The organism is Pseudomonas sp. GW821-FHT02H06 (assembly GCF_059421525.1).
In genome coordinates this window covers 111,197-130,769 of record NZ_JBWKVD010000015.1, presented here as the reverse complement: position 1 = coordinate 130,769, position 19,573 = coordinate 111,197, and the positions used below count along the sequence as shown (strand labels likewise).

General features: G+C 61.6%; 21 protein-coding genes and 1 pseudogene. 13 read left to right on the top strand and 9 right to left on the bottom strand.

Annotation, left to right across the window (positions count from 1 at the left end; translation table 11 throughout):
- Positions 1–25 precede the first annotated feature (25 nt).
- From AC07VF_RS21370 to AC07VF_RS21335, 8 genes are all read left to right on the top strand, one after another.
- Positions 26–712, top strand: a complete 687-nt coding sequence (locus AC07VF_RS21370) for a YggS family pyridoxal phosphate-dependent enzyme (protein WP_423573800.1) — start codon at positions 26–28, stop codon at positions 710–712.
- Positions 713–736: 24 nt separating this feature from the next.
- Positions 737–1,555, top strand: a complete 819-nt coding sequence (gene proC, locus AC07VF_RS21365) for a pyrroline-5-carboxylate reductase (RefSeq protein ID WP_495009677.1) — start codon at positions 737–739, stop codon at positions 1,553–1,555.
- A gap of 10 nt (positions 1,556–1,565) precedes the next feature.
- Positions 1,566–2,156, top strand: coding sequence for a YggT family protein (locus AC07VF_RS21360; protein WP_192172981.1), 591 nt, complete (start codon positions 1,566–1,568; stop codon positions 2,154–2,156).
- A gap of 237 nt (positions 2,157–2,393) precedes the next feature.
- Positions 2,394–3,533 (top strand): homoserine O-succinyltransferase MetX, encoded by a 1,140-nt coding sequence (metX, locus tag AC07VF_RS21355; protein ID WP_192172982.1) that lies wholly within the window; start codon positions 2,394–2,396, stop codon positions 3,531–3,533.
- A gap of 7 nt (positions 3,534–3,540) precedes the next feature.
- A complete protein-coding gene (gene metW, locus AC07VF_RS21350; RefSeq protein WP_495009676.1) occupies positions 3,541–4,161 on the top strand; it encodes a methionine biosynthesis protein MetW in 621 nt (206 codons plus the stop codon).
- Between the two features lie 141 nt (positions 4,162–4,302).
- Positions 4,303–4,911, top strand: a complete 609-nt coding sequence (gene rdgB / locus AC07VF_RS21345; protein WP_495009681.1) for an RdgB/HAM1 family non-canonical purine NTP pyrophosphatase — start codon at positions 4,303–4,305, stop codon at positions 4,909–4,911.
- Entirely contained in the window at positions 4,908–6,122 is a 1,215-nt protein-coding gene (hemW, locus tag AC07VF_RS21340; protein ID WP_495009675.1) for a radical SAM family heme chaperone HemW, read from the top strand. Before rdgB ends, hemW begins: the two co-directional genes overlap by 4 nt.
- Positions 6,123–6,144: 22 nt before the next feature.
- The gene (locus AC07VF_RS21335; protein WP_495009674.1) at positions 6,145–6,468 is read left to right on the top strand and encodes a DUF3392 domain-containing protein; all 324 of its coding nucleotides are present in this window, start codon (positions 6,145–6,147) and stop codon (positions 6,466–6,468) included.
- 92 nt (positions 6,469–6,560) lie between these two features.
- Here AC07VF_RS21335 and AC07VF_RS21330 read toward each other — a convergent pair whose 3' ends face one another.
- From AC07VF_RS21330 to AC07VF_RS21310, 5 genes are all read right to left on the bottom strand, one after another.
- A complete protein-coding gene (locus tag AC07VF_RS21330; protein ID WP_074892395.1) occupies positions 6,561–7,004 on the bottom strand; it encodes a hypothetical protein in 444 nt (147 codons plus the stop codon).
- A 206-nt stretch (positions 7,005–7,210) separates the two neighbouring features.
- Positions 7,211–7,924, bottom strand: a complete 714-nt coding sequence (trmB, locus tag AC07VF_RS21325) for a tRNA (guanosine(46)-N7)-methyltransferase TrmB (RefSeq protein ID WP_495009680.1) — start codon at positions 7,922–7,924, stop codon at positions 7,211–7,213.
- Positions 7,925–7,979: 55 nt separating this feature from the next.
- Positions 7,980–8,774, bottom strand: coding sequence for a thiazole synthase (locus AC07VF_RS21320; protein ID WP_495009673.1), 795 nt, complete (start codon positions 8,772–8,774; stop codon positions 7,980–7,982).
- Positions 8,775–8,840: 66 nt separating this feature from the next.
- Positions 8,841–9,041, bottom strand: coding sequence for a sulfur carrier protein ThiS (gene thiS, locus AC07VF_RS21315; protein ID WP_346627252.1), 201 nt, complete (start codon positions 9,039–9,041; stop codon positions 8,841–8,843).
- A 138-nt stretch (positions 9,042–9,179) separates the two neighbouring features.
- A complete protein-coding gene (locus tag AC07VF_RS21310) occupies positions 9,180–9,563 on the bottom strand; it encodes a DUF423 domain-containing protein (RefSeq protein ID WP_065991125.1) in 384 nt (127 codons plus the stop codon).
- 75 nt (positions 9,564–9,638) lie between these two features.
- On the opposite strand from AC07VF_RS21310, the gene mtgA reads away from it, so the two are divergent.
- On the top strand, positions 9,639–10,349 hold the full coding sequence (mtgA, locus tag AC07VF_RS21305) for a monofunctional biosynthetic peptidoglycan transglycosylase (protein WP_192173229.1): 711 nt from the start codon (positions 9,639–9,641) through the stop codon (positions 10,347–10,349).
- Positions 10,350–10,554: 205 nt separating this feature from the next.
- Here the strand turns inward: mtgA and rpoH are convergent, their stop codons facing one another.
- The 4 genes from rpoH to ftsY all read right to left on the bottom strand — a co-directional run bounded on the left by rpoH (position 10,555) and on the right by ftsY (position 14,784).
- Complete coding sequence (gene rpoH, locus AC07VF_RS21300; RefSeq protein ID WP_065991120.1) at positions 10,555–11,409, bottom strand: RNA polymerase sigma factor RpoH; 855 nt, start codon at positions 11,407–11,409, stop codon at positions 10,555–10,557.
- 131 nt (positions 11,410–11,540) lie between these two features.
- Positions 11,541–12,566, bottom strand: a complete 1,026-nt coding sequence (gene ftsX / locus AC07VF_RS21295; protein ID WP_192172988.1) for a permease-like cell division protein FtsX — start codon at positions 12,564–12,566, stop codon at positions 11,541–11,543.
- Positions 12,563–13,234 (bottom strand): cell division ATP-binding protein FtsE, encoded by a 672-nt coding sequence (gene ftsE, locus AC07VF_RS21290; protein WP_037018829.1) that lies wholly within the window; start codon positions 13,232–13,234, stop codon positions 12,563–12,565. The genes ftsX and ftsE overlap by 4 nt, the downstream gene beginning before the upstream one ends.
- Positions 13,231–14,784: a signal recognition particle-docking protein FtsY gene (ftsY, locus tag AC07VF_RS21285; RefSeq protein ID WP_495009672.1), complete on the bottom strand. Its 1,554-nt coding sequence runs from the start codon at positions 14,782–14,784 to the stop codon at positions 13,231–13,233. Before ftsY ends, ftsE begins: the two co-directional genes overlap by 4 nt.
- Positions 14,785–15,063: 279 nt before the next feature.
- Between ftsY and AC07VF_RS21280 the strand changes: the two genes are divergently transcribed.
- The 4 genes and pseudogenes from AC07VF_RS21280 (at position 15,064) to AC07VF_RS21265 (ending at position 19,529) form a co-directional block, all read left to right on the top strand.
- Positions 15,064–16,416 (top strand): M16 family metallopeptidase, encoded by a 1,353-nt coding sequence (locus AC07VF_RS21280; RefSeq protein ID WP_495009671.1) that lies wholly within the window; start codon positions 15,064–15,066, stop codon positions 16,414–16,416.
- A 116-nt stretch (positions 16,417–16,532) separates the two neighbouring features.
- Positions 16,533–17,909, top strand: a pseudogene (locus AC07VF_RS21275) (M16 family metallopeptidase); the annotation flags it as partial.
- Entirely contained in the window at positions 17,909–18,529 is a 621-nt protein-coding gene (rsmD, locus tag AC07VF_RS21270; RefSeq protein ID WP_065991110.1) for a 16S rRNA (guanine(966)-N(2))-methyltransferase RsmD, read from the top strand. The pseudogene AC07VF_RS21275 and the gene rsmD, both read left to right, overlap by 1 nt.
- Entirely contained in the window at positions 18,513–19,529 is a 1,017-nt protein-coding gene (locus AC07VF_RS21265) for a hydrolase (protein WP_495009670.1), read from the top strand. The genes rsmD and AC07VF_RS21265 overlap by 17 nt, the downstream gene beginning before the upstream one ends.
- Positions 19,530–19,573: the final 44 nt, after the last annotated feature.

Below are 19,573 nucleotides of genomic sequence, written 5' to 3'. Positions count from 1 at the left end.
ACTTTAGCCCTGCTGGCGCAAATCAATGTCCACGATAGCAGAGAACATTTCAACGCTCGCCGAGCGAATTCGTAGCGCGGCGCAAGCAGTACAGCGCGACCCGGCGTCTGTCGGCCTGTTGGCGGTGAGCAAGACCAAGCCGGCGAATGATCTGCGGGAGGCCTACGACGCCGGCCTCCGCGATTTTGGCGAAAATTACCTCCAGGAAGCCCTCGGCAAACAGGCCGAATTGAGTGACCTGCCCTTGATCTGGCATTTCATCGGCCCCATCCAGTCCAACAAGACTCGCGCCATCGCCGAGCACTTTGCCTGGGTGCATTCCGTGGACCGTCTGAAAATCGCACAACGGCTGTCCGAACAGCGTCCGCCGGAACTGCCGCCGCTGAACATCTGCATTCAGGTCAACGTCAGCGGCGAGGCCAGCAAGTCAGGCTGCAGCCCTGAAGACCTGCCTGCATTGGCCCAGGCCATCAGCGCGCTGCCGAATCTGAAACTGCGCGGCCTGATGGCCATTCCCGAACCCACCGATGACCGCGACGAACAGAACGCTTCGTTCGCCGCCGTCAGCACGCTGCAGGCGCAACTTGGCCTGCCGCTGGACACGCTTTCCATGGGCATGAGCCACGACCTCGAAGCCGCCATCGCACAAGGCGCGACCTGGGTGCGGATTGGCACTGCCCTCTTTGGCGCCCGCAATTATGGGCAGCCTTAACCTTTGCCCCACAGGAAACCGTTCATGAGCAAAACCCGTATCGCGTTCATCGGCGCCGGCAACATGGCCGCCAGCCTGATTGGCGGCATGCGCGCCCAGGGCGTCGACGCTGAGCTGATTCGCGCCAGTGACCCTGGCGCAGAGACCCGCGAGCGCGTGGCAAAAGAACACGGCATCAAGGTGGTCGCCGACAACGCCGAGGCCATTGAAGGCGCCGATGTGGTGTTGTTGGCGGTCAAGCCGCAAATGATGAAAGCGGTGTGCGAAGCGCTGAAGCCGGCGCTCAAACCGCATCAACTGATCGTATCCATCGCCGCCGGGATTACCTGCGCCAGCATGCGGTCGTGGCTGGGCAAGCAGCCCCTCGTGCGCTGCATGCCGAATACCCCGGCGCTGTTGCGCCAGGGTGTCAGCGGCTTGTATGCGACGGCGGATGTCACCCCGGCGCAGCGCGAGCAGGCCGAGATGCTGCTGTCGGCGGTCGGGACTGCACTGTGGGTCGATGAAGAAGCCCACATCGACGCCGTAACGGCGGTGTCGGGCAGCGGCCCGGCGTATTTCTTCCTGCTGATCGAAGCCATGACGGCCGCAGGCGTCAAACTCGGCCTGCCGGCTGACGTTGCCAGCAAGCTCACCCTGCAAACCGCACTGGGCGCTGCACTGATGGCGACCGGCAGCGACGTCGATGCCGCTGAACTGCGTCGCCGTGTGACCTCGCCTGCGGGCACCACCGAAGCGGCCATCAAATCGTTCCAGGCCGATGGCTTCGAAACAATTGTGGAGAAGGCGCTGGGCGCCGCTGCACATCGCTCCGCCGAACTCGCCGAACAGCTGGGCAAATAAGGAACCACTCATGAATGCACTCACCGGCGCCACGATTTTCGTCATCCAGACGCTCATCAGCCTGTACCTGACCATCGTTCTGCTGCGCTTCGTGCTGCAGCTGGTCAAAGCCAACTTTTACAACCCGCTGTGCCAGTTCGCCGTCCGTGCGACCCAGCCGTTGCTCAAGCCTATCCGGCGCATCGTGCCGAGCGTCTTCGGGCTCGATACTTCTTCGCTGCTGCTGGCGATCGTCATTCAAGCGCTGTTGATGGCCTTCGTACTGATGATGACCTACGGCACCATCGGCGATATCCCGCACCTGTTGATGTGGTCGATCATCGGCATCACGTCGCTGCTGCTGAAGATCTTCTGGGTCGCGATGATCATCATGGTCATCGTTTCCTGGATTGCTCCGGGCAGCCACAACCCGGCCGCCGAGCTCGCCTACCAGATCAGCGAGCCGATCCTGGCGCCGTTCCGTCGCATCATCCCCAACCTGGGCGGCATGGACATCTCGCCGATCTTCGCCTTCCTGGCGATCCAGGTGCTGCAGTCCTACGTCATGCCTGAACTGGCGGCCTATGCCGGCATGCCGCAAGAGCTTTGGCGGTTGATCTGACTGCCGCCGCATGCAGCCAATGAGAACGCGGTAACTCTGACAGTAGGACCGGCTTCAGCCGGGAAGCTTTAGATCTTGGGGCGACGGCGCCAGCAACCGTCGCCTTTTTCCCAGTCTGATGAATGTCGCGCAGGCAAAAATCCAAAGCGTCACCCTCCGCGAAATCAGCCATTTACTTTGTTGCCGCACCCCCGCGCGATCTTTAGACTTACGCCTCATTTCAGCGAGAGCAGGTCGATGTCCACGGTCTTTCCCAAAGATTCTGTCGGTCTAGTCACGCCGCAAACGGCGCATTTCAATGAGCCGCTGGCCTTGGCCTGCGGACGCTCGCTGCCTGCCTACGACCTCATCTACGAAACCTACGGCCAGCTCAATGCTGCCAAAAGCAACGCGGTGCTCATCTGCCACGCGCTGTCGGGTCATCACCATGCAGCGGGCTACCACAGCGCCGAAGACCGCAAGCCGGGCTGGTGGGACAGCTGCATCGGCCCCGGCAAGCCCATCGACACCGACAAGTTCTTCGTCGTCAGCCTGAACAACCTCGGCGGCTGCAACGGCTCCACCGGCCCCAGCAGCCTCAACCCGGAAACCGGCAGACCCTTCGGCGCCGACTTCCCGGTGTTGACGGTCGAAGACTGGGTGCACAGCCAAGCGCGTCTGGCCGACCGGCTGGGCGTCGATCAATGGGCCGCCATCGTCGGCGGCAGCCTGGGCGGCATGCAGGCGCTGCAATGGACGATCACTTACCCCGAGCGCGTGCGGCACTGTCTGGCGATTGCCTCCGCGCCCAAGTTGTCGGCGCAGAACATCGCGTTCAACGAAGTCGCGCGGCAGGCGATCCTGACGGACCCGGAATTCCACGGCGGCTCGTTTCAGGAACATGGCGTGATCCCCAAGCGCGGTCTGATGCTGGCGCGCATGGTCGGGCACATCACTTATCTGTCCGATGACTCGATGGGTGAGAAATTCGGCCGGGGCCTGAAGAACGAAAACCTCAACTATGACTTCCACAGCGTCGAGTTTCAGGTCGAGAGCTATCTGCGTTATCAGGGCGAGGAGTTTTCCGGGCGTTTCGACGCGAACACCTACCTGCTGATGACCAAAGCGCTGGACTACTTCGATCCGGCCGCCAACTTCAACGACAACCTCGCCGCGACCTTCGCCAATGCCAGTGCCAAGTTCTGTGTGATGTCGTTTACCACCGACTGGCGGTTCTCCCCGGCCCGCTCGCGGGAGTTGGTTGATGCGCTGATGGCGGCGAAAAAGGACGTCTGTTATCTGGAAATCGATGCGCCCCAGGGCCACGACGCCTTCCTGATCCCGATCCCGCGCTATTTGCAGGCCTTCTCCAGCTACATGAACCGAATTGCACTCTGAGGACACCATGAGAGCCGACCTGGACATCATCCAAGACTGGATACCGGCTGGCAGCCGTGTGCTCGACCTCGGCTGCGGCGACGGCGAATTGCTGTCCTGGCTGCAGCAGCACAAGCAAGTGACGGGCTATGGCCTGGAAAATGACGCCGACAACATCGCCCGTTGCGTAGCGCGGGGCGTTAACGTCATCGAGCAGGATCTGGACAAGGGGCTGGGCAACTTCGCCAGCGACAGTTTCGATGTCGTGGTGATGACCCAGGCGCTTCAGGCCGTGCACTACCCGGACCGCATCCTTGATGAAATGCTGCGCGTGGGCCGTCAGTGCATCATCACCTTCCCCAACTTCGGGCACTGGCGCTGCCGCTGGTACCTGGCGAGCAAGGGGCGGATGCCGGTTTCCGAGTTCCTGCCGTACACGTGGTACAACACGCCGAACATCCACTTCTGCACCTTCGAAGATTTCGAAGAGCTGTGCCGCGGTCGCTCGGCGAAGGTCATTGATCGGCTCGCGGTCGATCAACAGCACCGGCACGGCTGGGCCAGCAAGCTTTGGCCTAATCTGTTGGGTGAAATCGGCATCTATCGCGTCAGCAGCCCGGGCTTGCAGGACCATCAGATAGCCGTGTGACCGGTGCCGCAGGGCAGTAAAGCCCTGCCAGCCAGCGTTAGCACCCAAGTGAAGAAAGCGGGCGACAGCAACGCAACGGGCTCAGCTTCAATCAGCGGATTTAAACGCAGCAGTTTTCACGCAGCCGATTTATACGGACTCATCATGAATCTCACCCAGCTTGTACTGGCCAGCCACAACGCCGGCAAACTCAAAGAACTTCAGGCCATGCTCGGCGCCAGCGTACAGCTGCGCTCGATCGGCGAGTTCAGCACCGTGGAGCCCGAAGAAACCGGGCTGTCGTTCGTCGAAAACGCCATCCTCAAAGCGCGCAATGCGGCGCGAATTTCCGGCCTGCCGGCGCTGGCCGATGACTCGGGGCTGGCGGTGGATTACCTGGGCGGTGCGCCGGGCATCTACTCCGCGCGTTACGCCGACGGCCAGGGTGATGCGGCGAACAACGCCAAATTGATGGACGCCCTCAAGGACGTCCCCGCCGAACAGCGCGGCGCCCAGTTCGTCTGCGTTCTGGCACTGGTACGCCACGCCGACGACCCGCTGCCGATCCTCTGCGAAGGTCTGTGGCACGGCCGCATCCTCACCGCCGCCAGCGGCGAACACGGCTTTGGTTATGACCCGCTGTTCTGGGTGCCGGAGCGCAACTGTTCAAGCGCAGAACTCACCCCGGCGGACAAGAACCAGATCAGCCACCGCGCCCGCGCCATGGCCATCCTGCGTCAGCGTCTGGGGCTGAGCCCTGATCAGCAATGACTCAGGACTCCACCACCCGGCCGCTGATTCTGGGCGCGGCCGGTTTCTCCTCTGAGCAGCCACGGGCCCCGCTCGCCGAGCTGCCACCGCTGTCGCTGTACATCCATATTCCGTGGTGCGTGCGCAAATGCCCGTACTGCGATTTTAACTCCCACACCGCGAGCCCGGTGTTGCCGGAGCAGGAATACGTCGACGCGTTGCTGGCCGACCTCGATCAGGACCTGCCCCACGTTTACGGCCGCGAGCTGAGCACGATTTTCTTCGGTGGCGGCACGCCCAGTCTGTTCAGCGCCGACGCGCTGGGCCGTTTGCTGCGCGGCGTGGAACAACGCATCCGTTTCGCGCCCGACATCGAGATCACGCTGGAAGCCAACCCTGGCACCTTTGAGCAGGTGAAATTCAGCGCTTATCGCGGCCTGGGCATCAATCGGCTGTCGATCGGCATCCAGAGTTTTCAGGAGGCCAAGCTCAAGGCGCTGGGGCGTATCCATAACGGCGATGAAGCCGTGCGCGCCGCAGACATGGCCCGTCGGGCGGGTTTCGATAACTTCAATCTGGACCTCATGCATGGTCTGCCGGATCAGTCCCAGGAAGACGCCCTCGGCGACCTGCGGCAGGCCATCGCCCTCGCCCCGACGCACCTGTCCTGGTATCAGCTGACCCTTGAGCCGAACACCGTGTTCTGGAATCAGCCGCCCACGCTGCCGGAAGATGACATCCTCTGGGACATTCAAGAAGCCGGTCAGACGCTGCTTCGGGAAAACGGCTACGGCCAATACGAAGTCTCGGCCTACGCGCAGCCGGGACGCGAAGCGCGGCATAACCTGAATTACTGGAGCTTCGGGGATTTCATCGGGATCGGAGCGGGCGCCCATGGCAAGCTCAGCCACCCGAACGGCCGCATCATTCGCACCTGGAAAACCCGGCTGCCCAAGGATTACCTCAATCCGGCCAAGGCCTATCAGGCTGGCGAAAAGCTGCTGCCACTGGATGAGATGCCGTTTGAATTCCTGATGAACGCCCTGCGCCTGACAAAAGGCGTGGACGCTGCATTATTTCAGCGCCGCACCGGTCTAAGCGTCGATTCGCTCGCCAGCGCCCGTCTTGAGGCGGAACAACGCGGCTTGCTGGAAACTGATCCGACACGGCTGGTGGCAACCGCTCGCGGCCAGTTATTCCTCAACGACCTGCTGCAGCACTTTCTTCTGTAAGGCTCAACACTAAGGACACTGAATGGAATTCGTACTCGACTTGCTGGCCACTGTCTCGCGCTGGAGTCGCAGCAATTTGTCGGAAATCGCCCTGGCACTGGTGGGCTGTCTGCTGATTCTGTTCGGAACTGACATCAAGGGCTGGATCGAAGGCCGCATCGGCAGTTTTGCCGGCGCCCTGCGCATTCCGATCATGGCGCTGCTCTGCACCGTCGGCAGTGGCGCTGCGCTGATTTATGCAACGCCGTGGGTCGTGCGCGCACTGAGCCAGTTCAACAACTACAGCCTGGCACCGGTATTGATGGTAGTGCTGGTGTTGATCGGGGTAGTGGCCGATCGGAAATAACCGACCGGACATGCAAAAGCGCCCTTGCCCGCGATGGCGGGAAGGGCGCTCTCAAGAATCACACTCCGCGGTTGCCGAGTGCGATCAGCCCATCAGCGGATGCTCTGGATGCTGCCTTTGTTGCCGGTCACTTTCACGTTCACTTGCTTGAAGATGAAGTAATCGTTGACGGTGACTTCATAACGCGGCGCGACGATCAGGTCGGAACCGGACGATTTGACGGCCTTGAACGCTGCGGCGGCCTTGGTGGAGGAGATCGGGTCCGGCAGAGGCAGGCCGATGCCACCACCACCGCTCGCGCCGCCGTAGGTCACGCCGTCCGCAAATTGCGTATCGCCGCCGATGTTCAACCAGCCGAACAGAACATTGGTGGACGACTCGCCGCTGATGGCTTCACCGACTTTGACGTCAGCCTTCAGATCAGTCTTCACGTCGCCGGACAGCGAAGCGCTTGGCTGGCTGACGTTATAGCTGACACAGCCGCTGGTGGTCGCAATCAGCGTGGCGATCGCAGCCATTTGCCAAAACTTGTTCATCTTCATTCCTCGTCATCAATATTGATATATGCAACGGCGGGGACTATGAAGATCAGAACTGAAAATGGATGTCGGACGATTCCGAAGACCTTGTAGCCTCCTTAGGAAGAAATCGAAGGGTTCGTCATACAAGGCAAAAAGCGGCTGAAATGTGCTGTACAAACTCAAAAGCGGCCGCTACCAGACCGCTCCTGGTCGAGAAGTGATCAGGCCAGCTTCTCGAACTTCAGATCCCAAACCCCGTGACCGAGGCGTTCGCCACGGCGCTCGAACTTGGTGATCGGACGCTCCGCAGGGCGCGGAACGCATTTGCCGTCTTCGGCCAGGTTGCGGTAACCCGGCGCCACGTTCATCACTTCCAGCATGTATTCGGCATAGGGTTCCCAGTCGGTCGCCATGTGCAGCACGCCGCCCGGCTTCAGCTTGGAGCGCACCAGCTCGGCAAATTCGGCCTGGACGATGCGGCGCTTGTGATGGCGCGACTTGTGCCAGGGATCCGGGAAGAACAGCATCAGCCGATCCAGGCTGTTGTCGGCCACACAACGGTTGAGCACTTCGATCGCATCGCAATCATAAACGCGCAGGTTGGTGAGCCCCTGGGTCAGCACGCCGTTGAGCAAGGCGCCGACGCCCGGACGGTGCACTTCCACGCCGATGAAATCCTGCTCTGGCGCGGCGGCGGCCATTTCCAGCAGCGAGTGGCCCATGCCGAAGCCGATTTCGAGGGTGCGCGGGGCCGAGCGACCAAACACCTGATCAAAATCCACCGGGGCGTCGGCCAGCGGCAGCACGAAACGCTCCTTGCCCTGATCCAGACCACGTTGCTGGCCTTCGGTCATGCGACCGGCGCGCATCACGAAGCTCTTGATGCGCCGGTGGTGGCTGTCATCGCCGTGGGCTTTGGTGTTTTCGTCGTTCATCACTTCATCGTCCGGAAGTGGGTCGGGCGTTTGCGAATCAATCATCAACAGGCTCTTACTTGATCAGACCATCCAGCGGCGAAGACGCGCTGGCATAGAGTTTCTTGGGCATACGGCCGGCCAGGTAGGCCATGCGTCCCGCCAGAATGGCGTGTTTCATGGCTTCGGCCATCAGCACCGGGTGTTGCGCGTGGGCGATGGCCGAGTTCATCAGCACCGCCTCACACCCCAGTTCCATGGCGATGGTGGCATCGGATGCAGTGCCGACACCGGCATCCACCAGCACCGGGACTTTCGATTCTTCGAGGATGATCTGCAGGTTGTACGGGTTGCAGATCCCCAGGCCAGTACCGATCAGGCCCGCGAGGGGCATCACCGCGCAGCAACCGATTTCGGCGAGCTGGCGGGCGATGATCGGGTCATCGCTGGTGTAGACCATGACGTCGAAGCCGTCCCTGACCAGCGTTTCGGCGGCCTTGAGGGTTTCGATGACATTGGGGAACAGGGTTTTCTGGTCAGCGAGGACTTCCAGCTTGACCAGATTATGGCCATCGAGCAGCTCGCGGGCCAGGCGGCAGGTGCGCACGGCTTCGATGGCGTCGTAGCAACCGGCGGTGTTCGGCAGGATGGTGTAGCGGTCCGGCGGCAGCACGTCGAGCAGGTTCGGTTGGCCCGGGTTCTGACCCAGGTTGGTCCGGCGCACGGCAACGGTGACAATCTCGGCGCCCGAGGCTTCGATGGCCAGTCGGGTCTGTTCCATGTCCGTGTACTTGCCAGTGCCGACCAGCAGGCGCGACTGAAAAGTACGACCGGCCACGGTGAACGGCTTGTCGCTGCGAACGTTGCTCATCTGAAATCCTCTTTACGGTTGAGGTTCTTGCAGTGCCTGCGGATCAGGCCGGCGGCACGTCGAAGGCTAGCCGCCACCGATGGCGTGCACCACTTCGACCTGATCGCCTTCGGTCAGCGTCGTGGCGGCATGCTGGCTGCGCGGGACGATGTCCAGATTGAGCTCGACGGCGACTCGGCGCCCGGTCAGATCCAGACGTGTCAGCAATTCCGCGACGGTCTCGCCGTCGGGCAGCTCAAAGGATTCACCGTTCAACTGAATGCGCATGCGAGGGGCAGCCATCATTTTAGGGGGCGAGCATTCTAGCCCGATCGGCCGGTATGACCAAGGCAAAGCCACGCCATTCGTCTCGGGCGTAGCCTGGGTATGGGGCGCGTCCGCGACAGGCGCGCGCCCCAGGCGGGATTAAAGCGTGTCGAGCCCCAGGCGCCATGCCGTCCAGCCGAGAATCGCCCAGCCGATCAGGAAAAACAGGCCGCCGAAGGGGGTGATGATGCCCAGCTTGGTCGCGCCGGTCAGCGTCATCAGGTAGAGGCTGCCGGAAAACAGGATGATGCCCAGTGTGAAGGAGATGCCTGCGTAGGTGACGAGCCGGCCCTGGATCTGCATCGCCAGCAGCGCCACGCCGAAAATCGCCAGCGCATGAATCAGCTGGTAGAGCACGCCGGTGTGGAAGACCGCCAGGTACTCGGGGGTCAGGCGATTTTTCAGGCCGTGGGCAGCGAACGCGCCAAGGGCGACGCCGGTGAATCCGAAGAAGGAGGCCAGCATCAGAAAGGTTCGTAACATGTACAACTCCAGGCAAGTTCAATGACGCGTGGTCTGTATAATGGCCCGCTCAAACGCTTCGGCCAAGCCATCTCTATGCTGCAATTACTTCTCCGTCGTGTCGCCAAAGGCCTGCTCTGGTTCGCAGCGACGAGTGTCGTGCTGGTGCTGATTTTCCGTTGGGTCCCTCCTCCGTTTACCGCGTTGATGGTCGAGCGCAAAATTGAATCCTGGTTCGACGGTCAGCCCATTGACCTGCAGCGCGACTGGGAGTCATGGGACAACATCTCCGATGACCTGAAAATCGCTGTTATTGCCGGCGAGGACCAGAAGTTTGCCGAGCACTGGGGTTTCGATATCGACGCCATTCAGGCGGCACTGGTTCATAACGAACGCGGCGGCTCCCTGCGCGGGGCCAGCACGCTGAGCCAGCAGGTGTCGAAAAACCTGTTTCTGTGGTCGGGCCGCAGTTACTTCCGCAAGGGTCTTGAAGCCTGGTTCACCGGGCTGATCGAGGTGTTCTGGTCCAAGCAGCGCATTCTTGAGGTGTACCTGAACAGCGTGGAGTGGGACGACGGCGTCTTCGGCGCCCAGGCCGCTGCACAGCATCACTTTCATGTGAATGCGAGCCAGCTATCGACGCAACAGGCCAGCTATCTGGCCGCCGTCCTGCCCAACCCACGGGAATGGAGCGCCAGCCACCCTAGCAGCTATGTCTCACAGCGGGCAGGCTGGATCCGCCAGCAGATGCGTCAGCTGGGTGGGGATGAGTATTTGATGGGGTTGAATCACAGCCGGAAGTGGTGAGCCCAAGTCTGGCTTTATGGCTTTCGTAGGACTGGATTTAAGCTTTCGTAGGACCGGCTTTAGCCGGGAACGCGTCACACGTCACGCCGCAAGCCTAATGGCGCTCAACCCGGCTTCTTCCCGGCTGAAGCCGGTCCTACCGAGATAGGCCCCACAAACAAAAACGCCCCGATCATCTCGGGGCGTTTTGCGTTCGGCGTAGCAATCAAGCAGCAATCGACAGCTTCAGCTTGTTCATCGCGCTCTTTTCCAGCTGACGAATGCGCTCGGCAGAGACGTTGTACTTCTCGGCCAGGTCGTGCAGCGTGGCCTTCTCTTCCGCCAGCCAGCGCTGATACAGAATGTCGCGGCTGCGGTCATCGAGCACGTTCAACGCTTCGTGCAGGTTGGCCGTCGAGCTGTCAGTCCAGTCAGAATCTTCCAGCTGACGCGCCGGATCGTAGCGATGGTCTTCCAGGTAGTTGGCCGGCGACTGGAAGGCGCTGTCGTCGTCGGCTTCTGCTGCCGGGTCGAAGGCCATGTCGTGGCCGGTCAGACGGCTTTCCATCTCGCGCACTTCGCGGGGTTCGACACCCAAGCTTTCCGCTACGCGATGTACTTCTTCGTTGTTCAGCCAAGCCAGGCGTTTTTTCTGGCTGCGCAGATTGAAGAACAGTTTGCGCTGAGCCTTGGTGGTCGCGACCTTCACGATGCGCCAGTTGCGCAGGATGAACTCGTGAATCTCGGCCTTGATCCAGTGCACGGCAAAGGACACCAAGCGCACACCCATCTCGGGGTTGAAGCGCTTCACGGCCTTCATCAGGCCAACGTTACCTTCCTGAATCAGGTCAGCCTGAGCCAGGCCATAACCGGAATAACTGCGTGCGATATGCACGACAAATCGCAGGTGGGCGAGCACCATCTGCCGAGCCGCCCCCAAATCCTGCTCATAGTAGAGACTCTCGGCCAGTTCACGCTCCTGCTCTGGCGTCAGCAGTGGGATGCTGTTAACCGTGTGCACATAGGCTTCCAGGTTCGCACCCGGGACTAAGGCATACGCAGGTTGCAAAGAATTGGTCATTACGAAAAACCTCCGACACATAACTCGTGCAGTTCAGCACTGCGAAATTGACCGGGAACCGCTAGACAAGTTCCCTGAGCTGAAAAGTCAATAGGTGAAACAAAATTTACTAACGATATAGCCACTCAACATTAACGAGGCGCCAACTCTCTTAAATGGCGTGCCACTGCAATCCACGCACCGATATACCCCAACAGCACCGCTCCAAGCAAGAGCGACACGCCGTCGGACACCGGCACGCCGGCAAGGGCAAAGTTGCTGCCGTAGAGTCCGGCCAGCCGGACCACCGCTTCGTTCAACCAGTCTAGCCCGAAAGCGAGAACACCCCAGGAAAGAACCCCGGCACCCAGCCCGTACAACGCACCCATATAAAGGAAGGGCCGACGGACGTAACTGTCCGTACCGCCTACTAACTTGATGACCTCGATTTCCGTACGACGGTTCTCGATGTGCAGACGAATGGTGTTACCGATGACCAACAGCAGCGCTGCGACCAACAACACCGTCAAGCCGAACACGAACCGGTCACCCAGTTTGAGGATCGCTGCCAACCGCTCGACCCAGACCAGATCAAGCTGGGCCTGCTGCACTTTAGGCAACTCGGCCAGATGCGTACGTAATGCTTCCAGCGCGGCTTTGTCAACTTCCAACGGTGTAACCAGCACAACACCGGGCAGCGGGTTTTCAGGCAGTTCCTTCAGTGCCTCGCCCAGACCAGACTGCTTCTGGAACTCGTTCAGTGCCTCATCGCGGCTGATGTATTCGGCATCGGCGACGCCGCCCATTTCCTTGATCTGACGGACAAGGCCCTCGCCTTCACTCGGCGATGCATCCAGTTGCAGGTACAGAGATATCTGCGCCGCGCGCTGCCAGGATCCGCCCAGGCGCTCGACATTGCTCAGCAACAACGACAAGCCCATCGGCAAACTCAGCGCAATGGCCATCACCAGACAGGTAAAAAAGCTGCCAATGGGCTGCTTGCCGAGACGGCGCAGGCTGTCCAGCAGGCTTGAGCGGTGGGCCTCGATCCAGGCGTTGAACAACTCGCCGAAACTCGGGCCATCGTCGTCATCGCGTTTCTTTTTCTTTTGCGGCGCCGGGTCTGAAGCTTTGGGCGCTACGCGTTCGGACACCTTGGGACTGCGAGTGGCACTCATACGCCAGCCTCCCCGTCGCCGATCAGTCGGCCGCGTTGCAACGTCAGCATCCGATGGCGCATCCGCGCGATCAGTGCCAGGTCATGGCTCGCAATCAGCACACTGGTGCCCAGACGGTTGATGTCTTCGAACACACCCATGATTTCAGCTGCCAGTCGCGGGTCGAGGTTACCGGTGGGTTCGTCCGCCAGCAGCAGGGCCGGGCGGTGAACGATGGCGCGGGCGATGCCCACGCGCTGTTGCTGACCGGTGGACAAATCGCCCGGGTACAGCTCGGCTTTGTCCGATAACGCAACGCGCTCAAGGGCCGAGTCGACGCGCTTGACCACTTCGGTCTTGGACAGGCCGAGGATCTGCAGGGGCAGCGCGACGTTATTGAACACCGTGCGATCAAACAGCAACTGGTGGTTCTGGAACACGACGCCGATCTGCCGACGCAGAAAAGGAATCTGCGCGGTGCTGATCTGGCCCAGGTCCTGACCCGCCAGCAACAGCTTGCCCGTGGTCGGACGCTCCATCGCAAGCAGCAGGCGCAGCAAGGTACTTTTGCCCGCGCCGGAGTGACCGGTCACAAACAGAAATTCGCCACGACGTACTCGAAAGCTCAGCTCATGCAAGCCGACGTGTCCGTTCGGATAGCGTTTACCGACCTGTTCGAAACGAATCATGGGCGCTCCCGCTCGGCGAATAGGGCTTGGACGAACGGCTCGGCTTCGAACGTGCGCAGATCGTCGATGCCTTCACCGACACCGATGTAGCGGATCGGCAGCCCGAATTGCTTGGCCAAGGCGAAGATCACGCCGCCCTTGGCGGTACCGTCGAGCTTGGTCAGCGCAAGGCCGGTGAGCTGGACGGTCTGGTTGAACTGTTTGGCCTGGTTGATCGCGTTCTGGCCCGTACCGGCGTCCAGCACCAGAAGCACTTCGTGGGGCGCGTCGGCGTCGAGCTTGCCGATCACGCGACGAACCTTCTTCAGCTCTTCCATCAGGTTGTCTTTGGTGTGCAGGCGGCCCGCCGTGTCGGCGATCAGCACGTCGATGCCGCGCGCTTTGGCGGCCTGAACGGCATCAAAAATCACCGATGCCGAGTCGGCGCCTGTGTGCTGGGCAATGACCGGGATCTTGTTGCGCTCGCCCCAGACCTGCAGCTGCTCAACGGCTGCGGCGCGGAAGGTGTCGCCTGCCGCCAGCATGACTTTCTTGCCTTCCAGCTGAAGCTTCTTGGCGAGCTTGCCAATGGTGGTGGTTTTACCCGCGCCGTTGACGCCAACAACCAGAATCACGAAAGGCTTGTGCTGCGAAGTGATGACCAGCGGAGCTTCCACCGGCTTGAGCATTTCAGTCAGCTCGTTCTGCAGCGACTTGTACAGCGCATCGCTGTCGGTGAGCTGCTTGCGCGCCACTTTCTGCGTCAAGTTGCGCACGATCGCCGAGGTTGCTTCCACGCCGACGTCGACAGTCAACAGCCGGGTTTCCAGCTCGTCGAGCATGTCGTCGTCGATGGCTTTTTTGCCGAGGAACAGGCTGGCCATGCCTTCGCCGAGGCTGGCGCTGGTTTTCGACAGGCCCTGCTTCAGGCGCGCGAAGAAACCAGGCTGCTTGGGTGCGGCGGATCCTTCGAACGGGACAGGCGGCACATTGGTTTCAAGAACGGGCACGGCAGCTGCGGCTGGAACCATCGGCGCTGTCGTCAACGGCGGCGTCAGCGACGGGAGATCATTGCCGGACACTGGATCAGGCAGCGCGACCGGGGTCGGCTCGACAGACGGAGCCACTTCGAACGAGGTGGTGTCGATGAGCGCCGGTTGAGCGGGGACTTCAGCCAAGGGAGCGGCTGCAGATTCCACGTTGGACTCGGTGTGAACCGGGATGGGCGGCGTAACGTGAGGCTCGCGCTCATCGGTGAAAGCCACTGGCTCTTCAGCAACAGGCAGGTGAAGCCAAGGATCGTCGACCGGGGCCGAAAGCGCTTCAGTCGTCGCTGTGTGTGGCAAGGGCTGCGACGTGGGTTGCGGCGCGCGCTCGGCCGGGATGACCGGGGCGTTGATCTGCTCAGCAACAGCCGGCGCCTGATCGGGCACGGATTCTGGCGCGGGTGCGGGGGCATTCTGAGGCGGTTCCGGAGTGGCTTCCTGCGGCTTTTTGCGCAGCCATCCGAACAGGCCTTTCTTCTCGCCAGCCGGGGCTGGGGTCTTCTTGTCGTCGTTGGAACCAAACATGGAGGACGGCTATCTCACGGTAACGACGCGCCAGAGCGGCGCCTCTGAAAAATTCTGTATGCGAAACAGACTGCTTTTATGTCCGCTTGTTCATAGGTTGCCCACGTCAAATAAGCGGACCGTCGCCAGGCCGTCCTACACGCGAATTCGGGCCAGGTCTTACAAGGTCTGTTTACGGCTCGGACATCTTAGCCATAGTCGTCAGGCAAACTGGCCGCTATCCTAACACCCCCGCGCCCGCTGACGCTAAGCAGGCCGTCTCCAAGGTTCAAATCACGAATGAATGCTCTAGCCCGCTGTGCCGCAGGCCTGCTGCTCAGCACAATCTGTTTGCCCTTCGCCGCATCGGCTGCCGACCCACAACCCACCACCGAATTCACGCTGGACAACGGCCTGAAGGTCGTCGTCCGTGAAGATCACCGCGCGCCGGTCGTGGTTTCACAGGTCTGGTACAAGGTCGGCTCCAGTTACGAGACGCCTGGCCAGACGGGCCTTTCCCACGCGCTGGAACACATGATGTTCAAGGGCAGCTCCAAGGCAGGTCCGGGCGAAGCATCGCTGATCCTGCGCGACCTGGGCGCTGAAGAGAACGCCTTCACCAGCGATGATTACACCGCTTATTACCAAGTGCTGGCCCGTGATCGACTGGCTGTTGCCTTCGAACTGGAAGCCGACCGCATGGCCACCCTGCGCCTGCCCCCTGAAGAGTTCGCCCGGGAGATCGAAGTCATCAAGGAAGAGCGTCGCCTGCGCACCGATGACAAGCCGAACGCCAAGGCCTATGAGCGCTTCAAGGCCATCGCCTACCCCGCCAGCGGCTACCACACGCCCACCATCGGCTGGATGGCCGACCTTGAGCGCATGAAGGTCGAGGAGCTGCGCCACTGGTATGAATCCTGGTACGCCCCAAACAACGCCACGCTGGTGGTGGTCGGTGACGTGAAGCCTGATGAAGTAAAAGCCCTGGCCGAGCGCTTCTTCGGCCCGGTGCCGCGCCGCGATGTACCGCCGTCGAAAAAGCCGCTGGAGCTGGCCGAGCCCGGCATGCGCCAGATCACCGTGCATGTCGCCACGCAGATGCCGAGCCTGATGTATGGCTTCAATGTGCCGAGCCTGGCCACCGCCACCGATCCACAGTCAGTCAACGCACTGCGCCTGATTTCGGCCTTGCTCGACGGCGGCTACAGCGCGCGCATTCCGACCCGCCTGGAGCGCGGCGAAGAATTGGTCACCGGCGCCTCGTCCGATTACGACGCCTACACCCGCGGCGACAGCCTGTTCACCATCAGCGCCACGCCCAATCAGCAAAAGAAGAAAACCCTCGCCGACGCTGAAGCCGGCATCTGGCGCCTGCTCGACGAGCTGAAAACCAAGCCGCCTGCCAAGGAAGAGCTGGAGCGGGTCCAGGCCCAGGTGATCGCCGGATTGGTCTATGAGCGCGATTCCATCACCAGTCAGGCCAGCACCATTGGCGAACTGGAAACAGTGGGCCTGTCCTGGAAACTCATCGATCAGGAACTGGCCGCGCTGCAAAGCGTGACGCCGGAAGACATCCAGAAAGCTGCCCGTACTTATTTCACCCGCGAGCGCCTCGCCGTTGCGCATGTTTTGCCTGAGGAGAAAGCCCAATGAACCAGCGCAACGACTCCCGCTTTGCGCGAACGCAGGCCTGCTCCTTCGCACTTGCCGTCACGTTTGGTCTGTTCGGTGCGGCATCGGCAATGGCAGAGACCGCCGCCGAAGCCCCGAAAGCCATCGACAAGGCCGCCAGCACGCTGGAATCCCTGAAAGAGCTGGACGGTAAAGCGCCGGCTCGCCGCTCGCTGAACATCCAGTCGTGGAATACCGCCGAAGGCGCTCGCGTGCTCTTCGTCGAAGCCCATGAACTGCCGATGTTCGACATGCGCCTGCTGTTCGCGGCCGGCAGCAGCCAGGACGGCGCCAATCCCGGTATTGCGCTGGTCACCAACGCGATGCTCAACGAGGGCGTCAAAGGCAAGAACGTCAGCGCCATCGCCGAAGGTTTCGAAGGGCTGGGCGCTGATTTCGGCAACGGCTCCTATCGCGACATGGCGATCGCTTCGCTGCGCAGCCTGAGCGCCGCCGACAAGCGCGAGCCCTCGTTGAAATTGTTTGCCGAAGTGGTGGGCAAACCGACGTTCCCGGCGGACTCGCTGGCGCGGATTAAAAATCAGCTGCTGGCGAGCTTCGAATATCAAAAGCAGAACCCGGGCAAGCTCGCAGGCGATGAGCTGTTCAAGCGGTTGTACGGCGATCATCCCTACGCGCATCCGAGCATGGGCACGGCCAAAAGCATCGCGCCGCTGACCTTGGCTCAACTGAAGGCCTTTCATGCCAAGGCCTACGCCGCTGGCAACGCAGTGATTGCGCTGGCCGGAGACCTGACGCGAGCGGAAGCCGAAGCCGTTGCGGCGCAAGTTTCCGCTGCGCTCCCCAAAGGCCCGGCGCTGGCACCAACCGTCGCACCCACCGAACCCAAGCCGAGTGAGACTCACATCGAGTTTCCGTCCAAGCAGACGCACCTGATGCTGGCTGAACTGGGCATCACTCGCGGCGATCCTGATTACGCGGCCCTGGCACTGGGCAACTCGATCCTCGGTGGCGGCGGCTTCGGCAGCCGTCTGATGACCGAAGTGAGGGAAAAACGTGGCCTGACCTACGGCGTCTCTTCGGGCTTTACGCCGATGCAGGCACAAGGTCCGTTCATGATCAGCCTGCAGACCCGGGCCGAACTCAGCGAAAACACCCTCAAGCTGGTGAAGGACATCACCCGTGACTTCCTTGCCAACGGCCCGACCCAAAAAGAGCTCGATGATGCCAAGCGCGAACTGGCCGGCAGCTTTCCACTGGCGACTGCCAGCAATGCGGCCATCGTTGGCCAACTGGGCGCAGTCGGCTTCTATAATCTGCCGCTGACCTACCTCGAAGATTTCATGACGCAGTCCCAGAGCGTCACGGTCGAGCAGATCAAGACCGTGATGAACAAACATCTGGACGCCGACAAGCTGGTGATCGTGACCGCAGGTCCGACCGTCCCGCAGAAGCCACTGCCACCCCCTACTGACAAACCCGCCGAGCAACCGCTCGGTGTTCCGGAGCACTGATGACCTCGACTTCCAAGCCGCCGCGTATCCACAAAGGGCACAAAATCCACACGGGCCTGGGCCAACTGCGGATCATCGGCGGCGAATGGCGCAGTCGCCGTCTGAGTTTCCCTGACGCCCCCGGTCTGCGTCCGACGCCGGACCGTGTGCGGGAAACCCTGTTCAACTGGCTGGCCCCGTACATCGAGGGCGCGCGCGTGCTCGATCCGTTCGCCGGCAGTGGCGCGCTGTACCTCGAAGCCCTGTCCCGCGGCGCCAGCATGGGTCTGGCGCTGGATACCAACTCGATGGCGATCTCCAGCCTGCGCGAACACCTCGGCACGCTGCGTTGCACCGTCGGCAAAACCGCTACCGGCGACGCGCTCCGTCATCTGGAGACCCAGCCGGCCGAACAGTTCGACGTGGTGTTCCTCGACCCGCCGTTCCACCAGGACTTGCTGATGCCTGCCTGCACGCTGCTGGAAGAGCGCAACTGGCTGGCGGACAGCGCGTGGATCTACACCGAAAGCGAAACCGCGCCGTCGACGCTGGGCATGCCCGCCAACTGGCGCCTGCACCGTGAAAAGAAAGCCGGTCAGGTTCACTACGCGGTGTGGGAACGCAGTGCCGTCGCGAGCTGACCTTCCCGGGTTTGTCCCGGCATTCGGCCTGGGCAACCCGCACTTGCAGACCCTGTGGGGACCGCTCTGGCGGCCGACCACTCACCTCGAACGTCGGCGCGAGCGCATCTGGCTGGAAGACGGTGATTTCCTCGACATGGACTGGCACGGCCCGCACGACGCCACTGTGCCAGTTGTGCTGGTGCTGCACGGTCTGACCGGCTCGTCCAACTCCCCCTATGTCGCCGGGCTGCAGCACGCCATGGAAAAACGCGGCTGGGCCAGTGTTGCCCTCAACTGGCGAGGCTGTTCAGGGGAGCCGAACCTGTTGCCCCGTAGCTATCACTCCGGCGCCAGCGAAGACCTTGCCGCCGTGATCGATCATCTGCGCAAGGCTCGACCGTTGGCGCCGCTTTACGCGGTCGGGTATTCCCTCGGCGGCAACATTTTGCTCAAGCACCTTGGCGAAACCGGGCCCGACAGCCACCTGCAAGGCGCTGTGGCGGTGTCGGTGCCGTTTCGACTGGACGAGTGCGCCGACCGGATCGGGCTGGGGTTTTCCAGGGTTTACCAACGGCACTTCATGCGCGAGATGGTCGGCTACATCAAGGACAAGCAGCGACGCTTTCAGCACGAAGGCCTCAGTGACGGGCTGGCAGAACTGGCGGCACTGGGCTCGCTGAAAGACATGCGCACGTTCTGGGATTTCGACGGGCGCGTGACAGCGCCGCTCAATGGATTCGTGGACGCCCATGATTACTACCGGCGCGCCTCCAGTCGGTACTTCCTCGGCGCCATTCGCACACCCACCCTGCTGATTCAGTCCCTTGATGACCCGTTCGTGTTCAAGCACAGCCTGCCTGAAGGCTCGGAGCTTTCGCCCAGTACCGAATTCGACCTGCAGAAAAAAGGCGGGCACGTGGGTTTTGTCGGCGGCACCATTAGAACGCCGACGTATTACCTGGAGCAACGGATTCCGGCGTGGTTGACGGATGTCCATGGCACGCAGCCAAGCCGCTGACGCTTGCACGATCGTTCAAGACACGTGTGCGCCGCACGCTTACC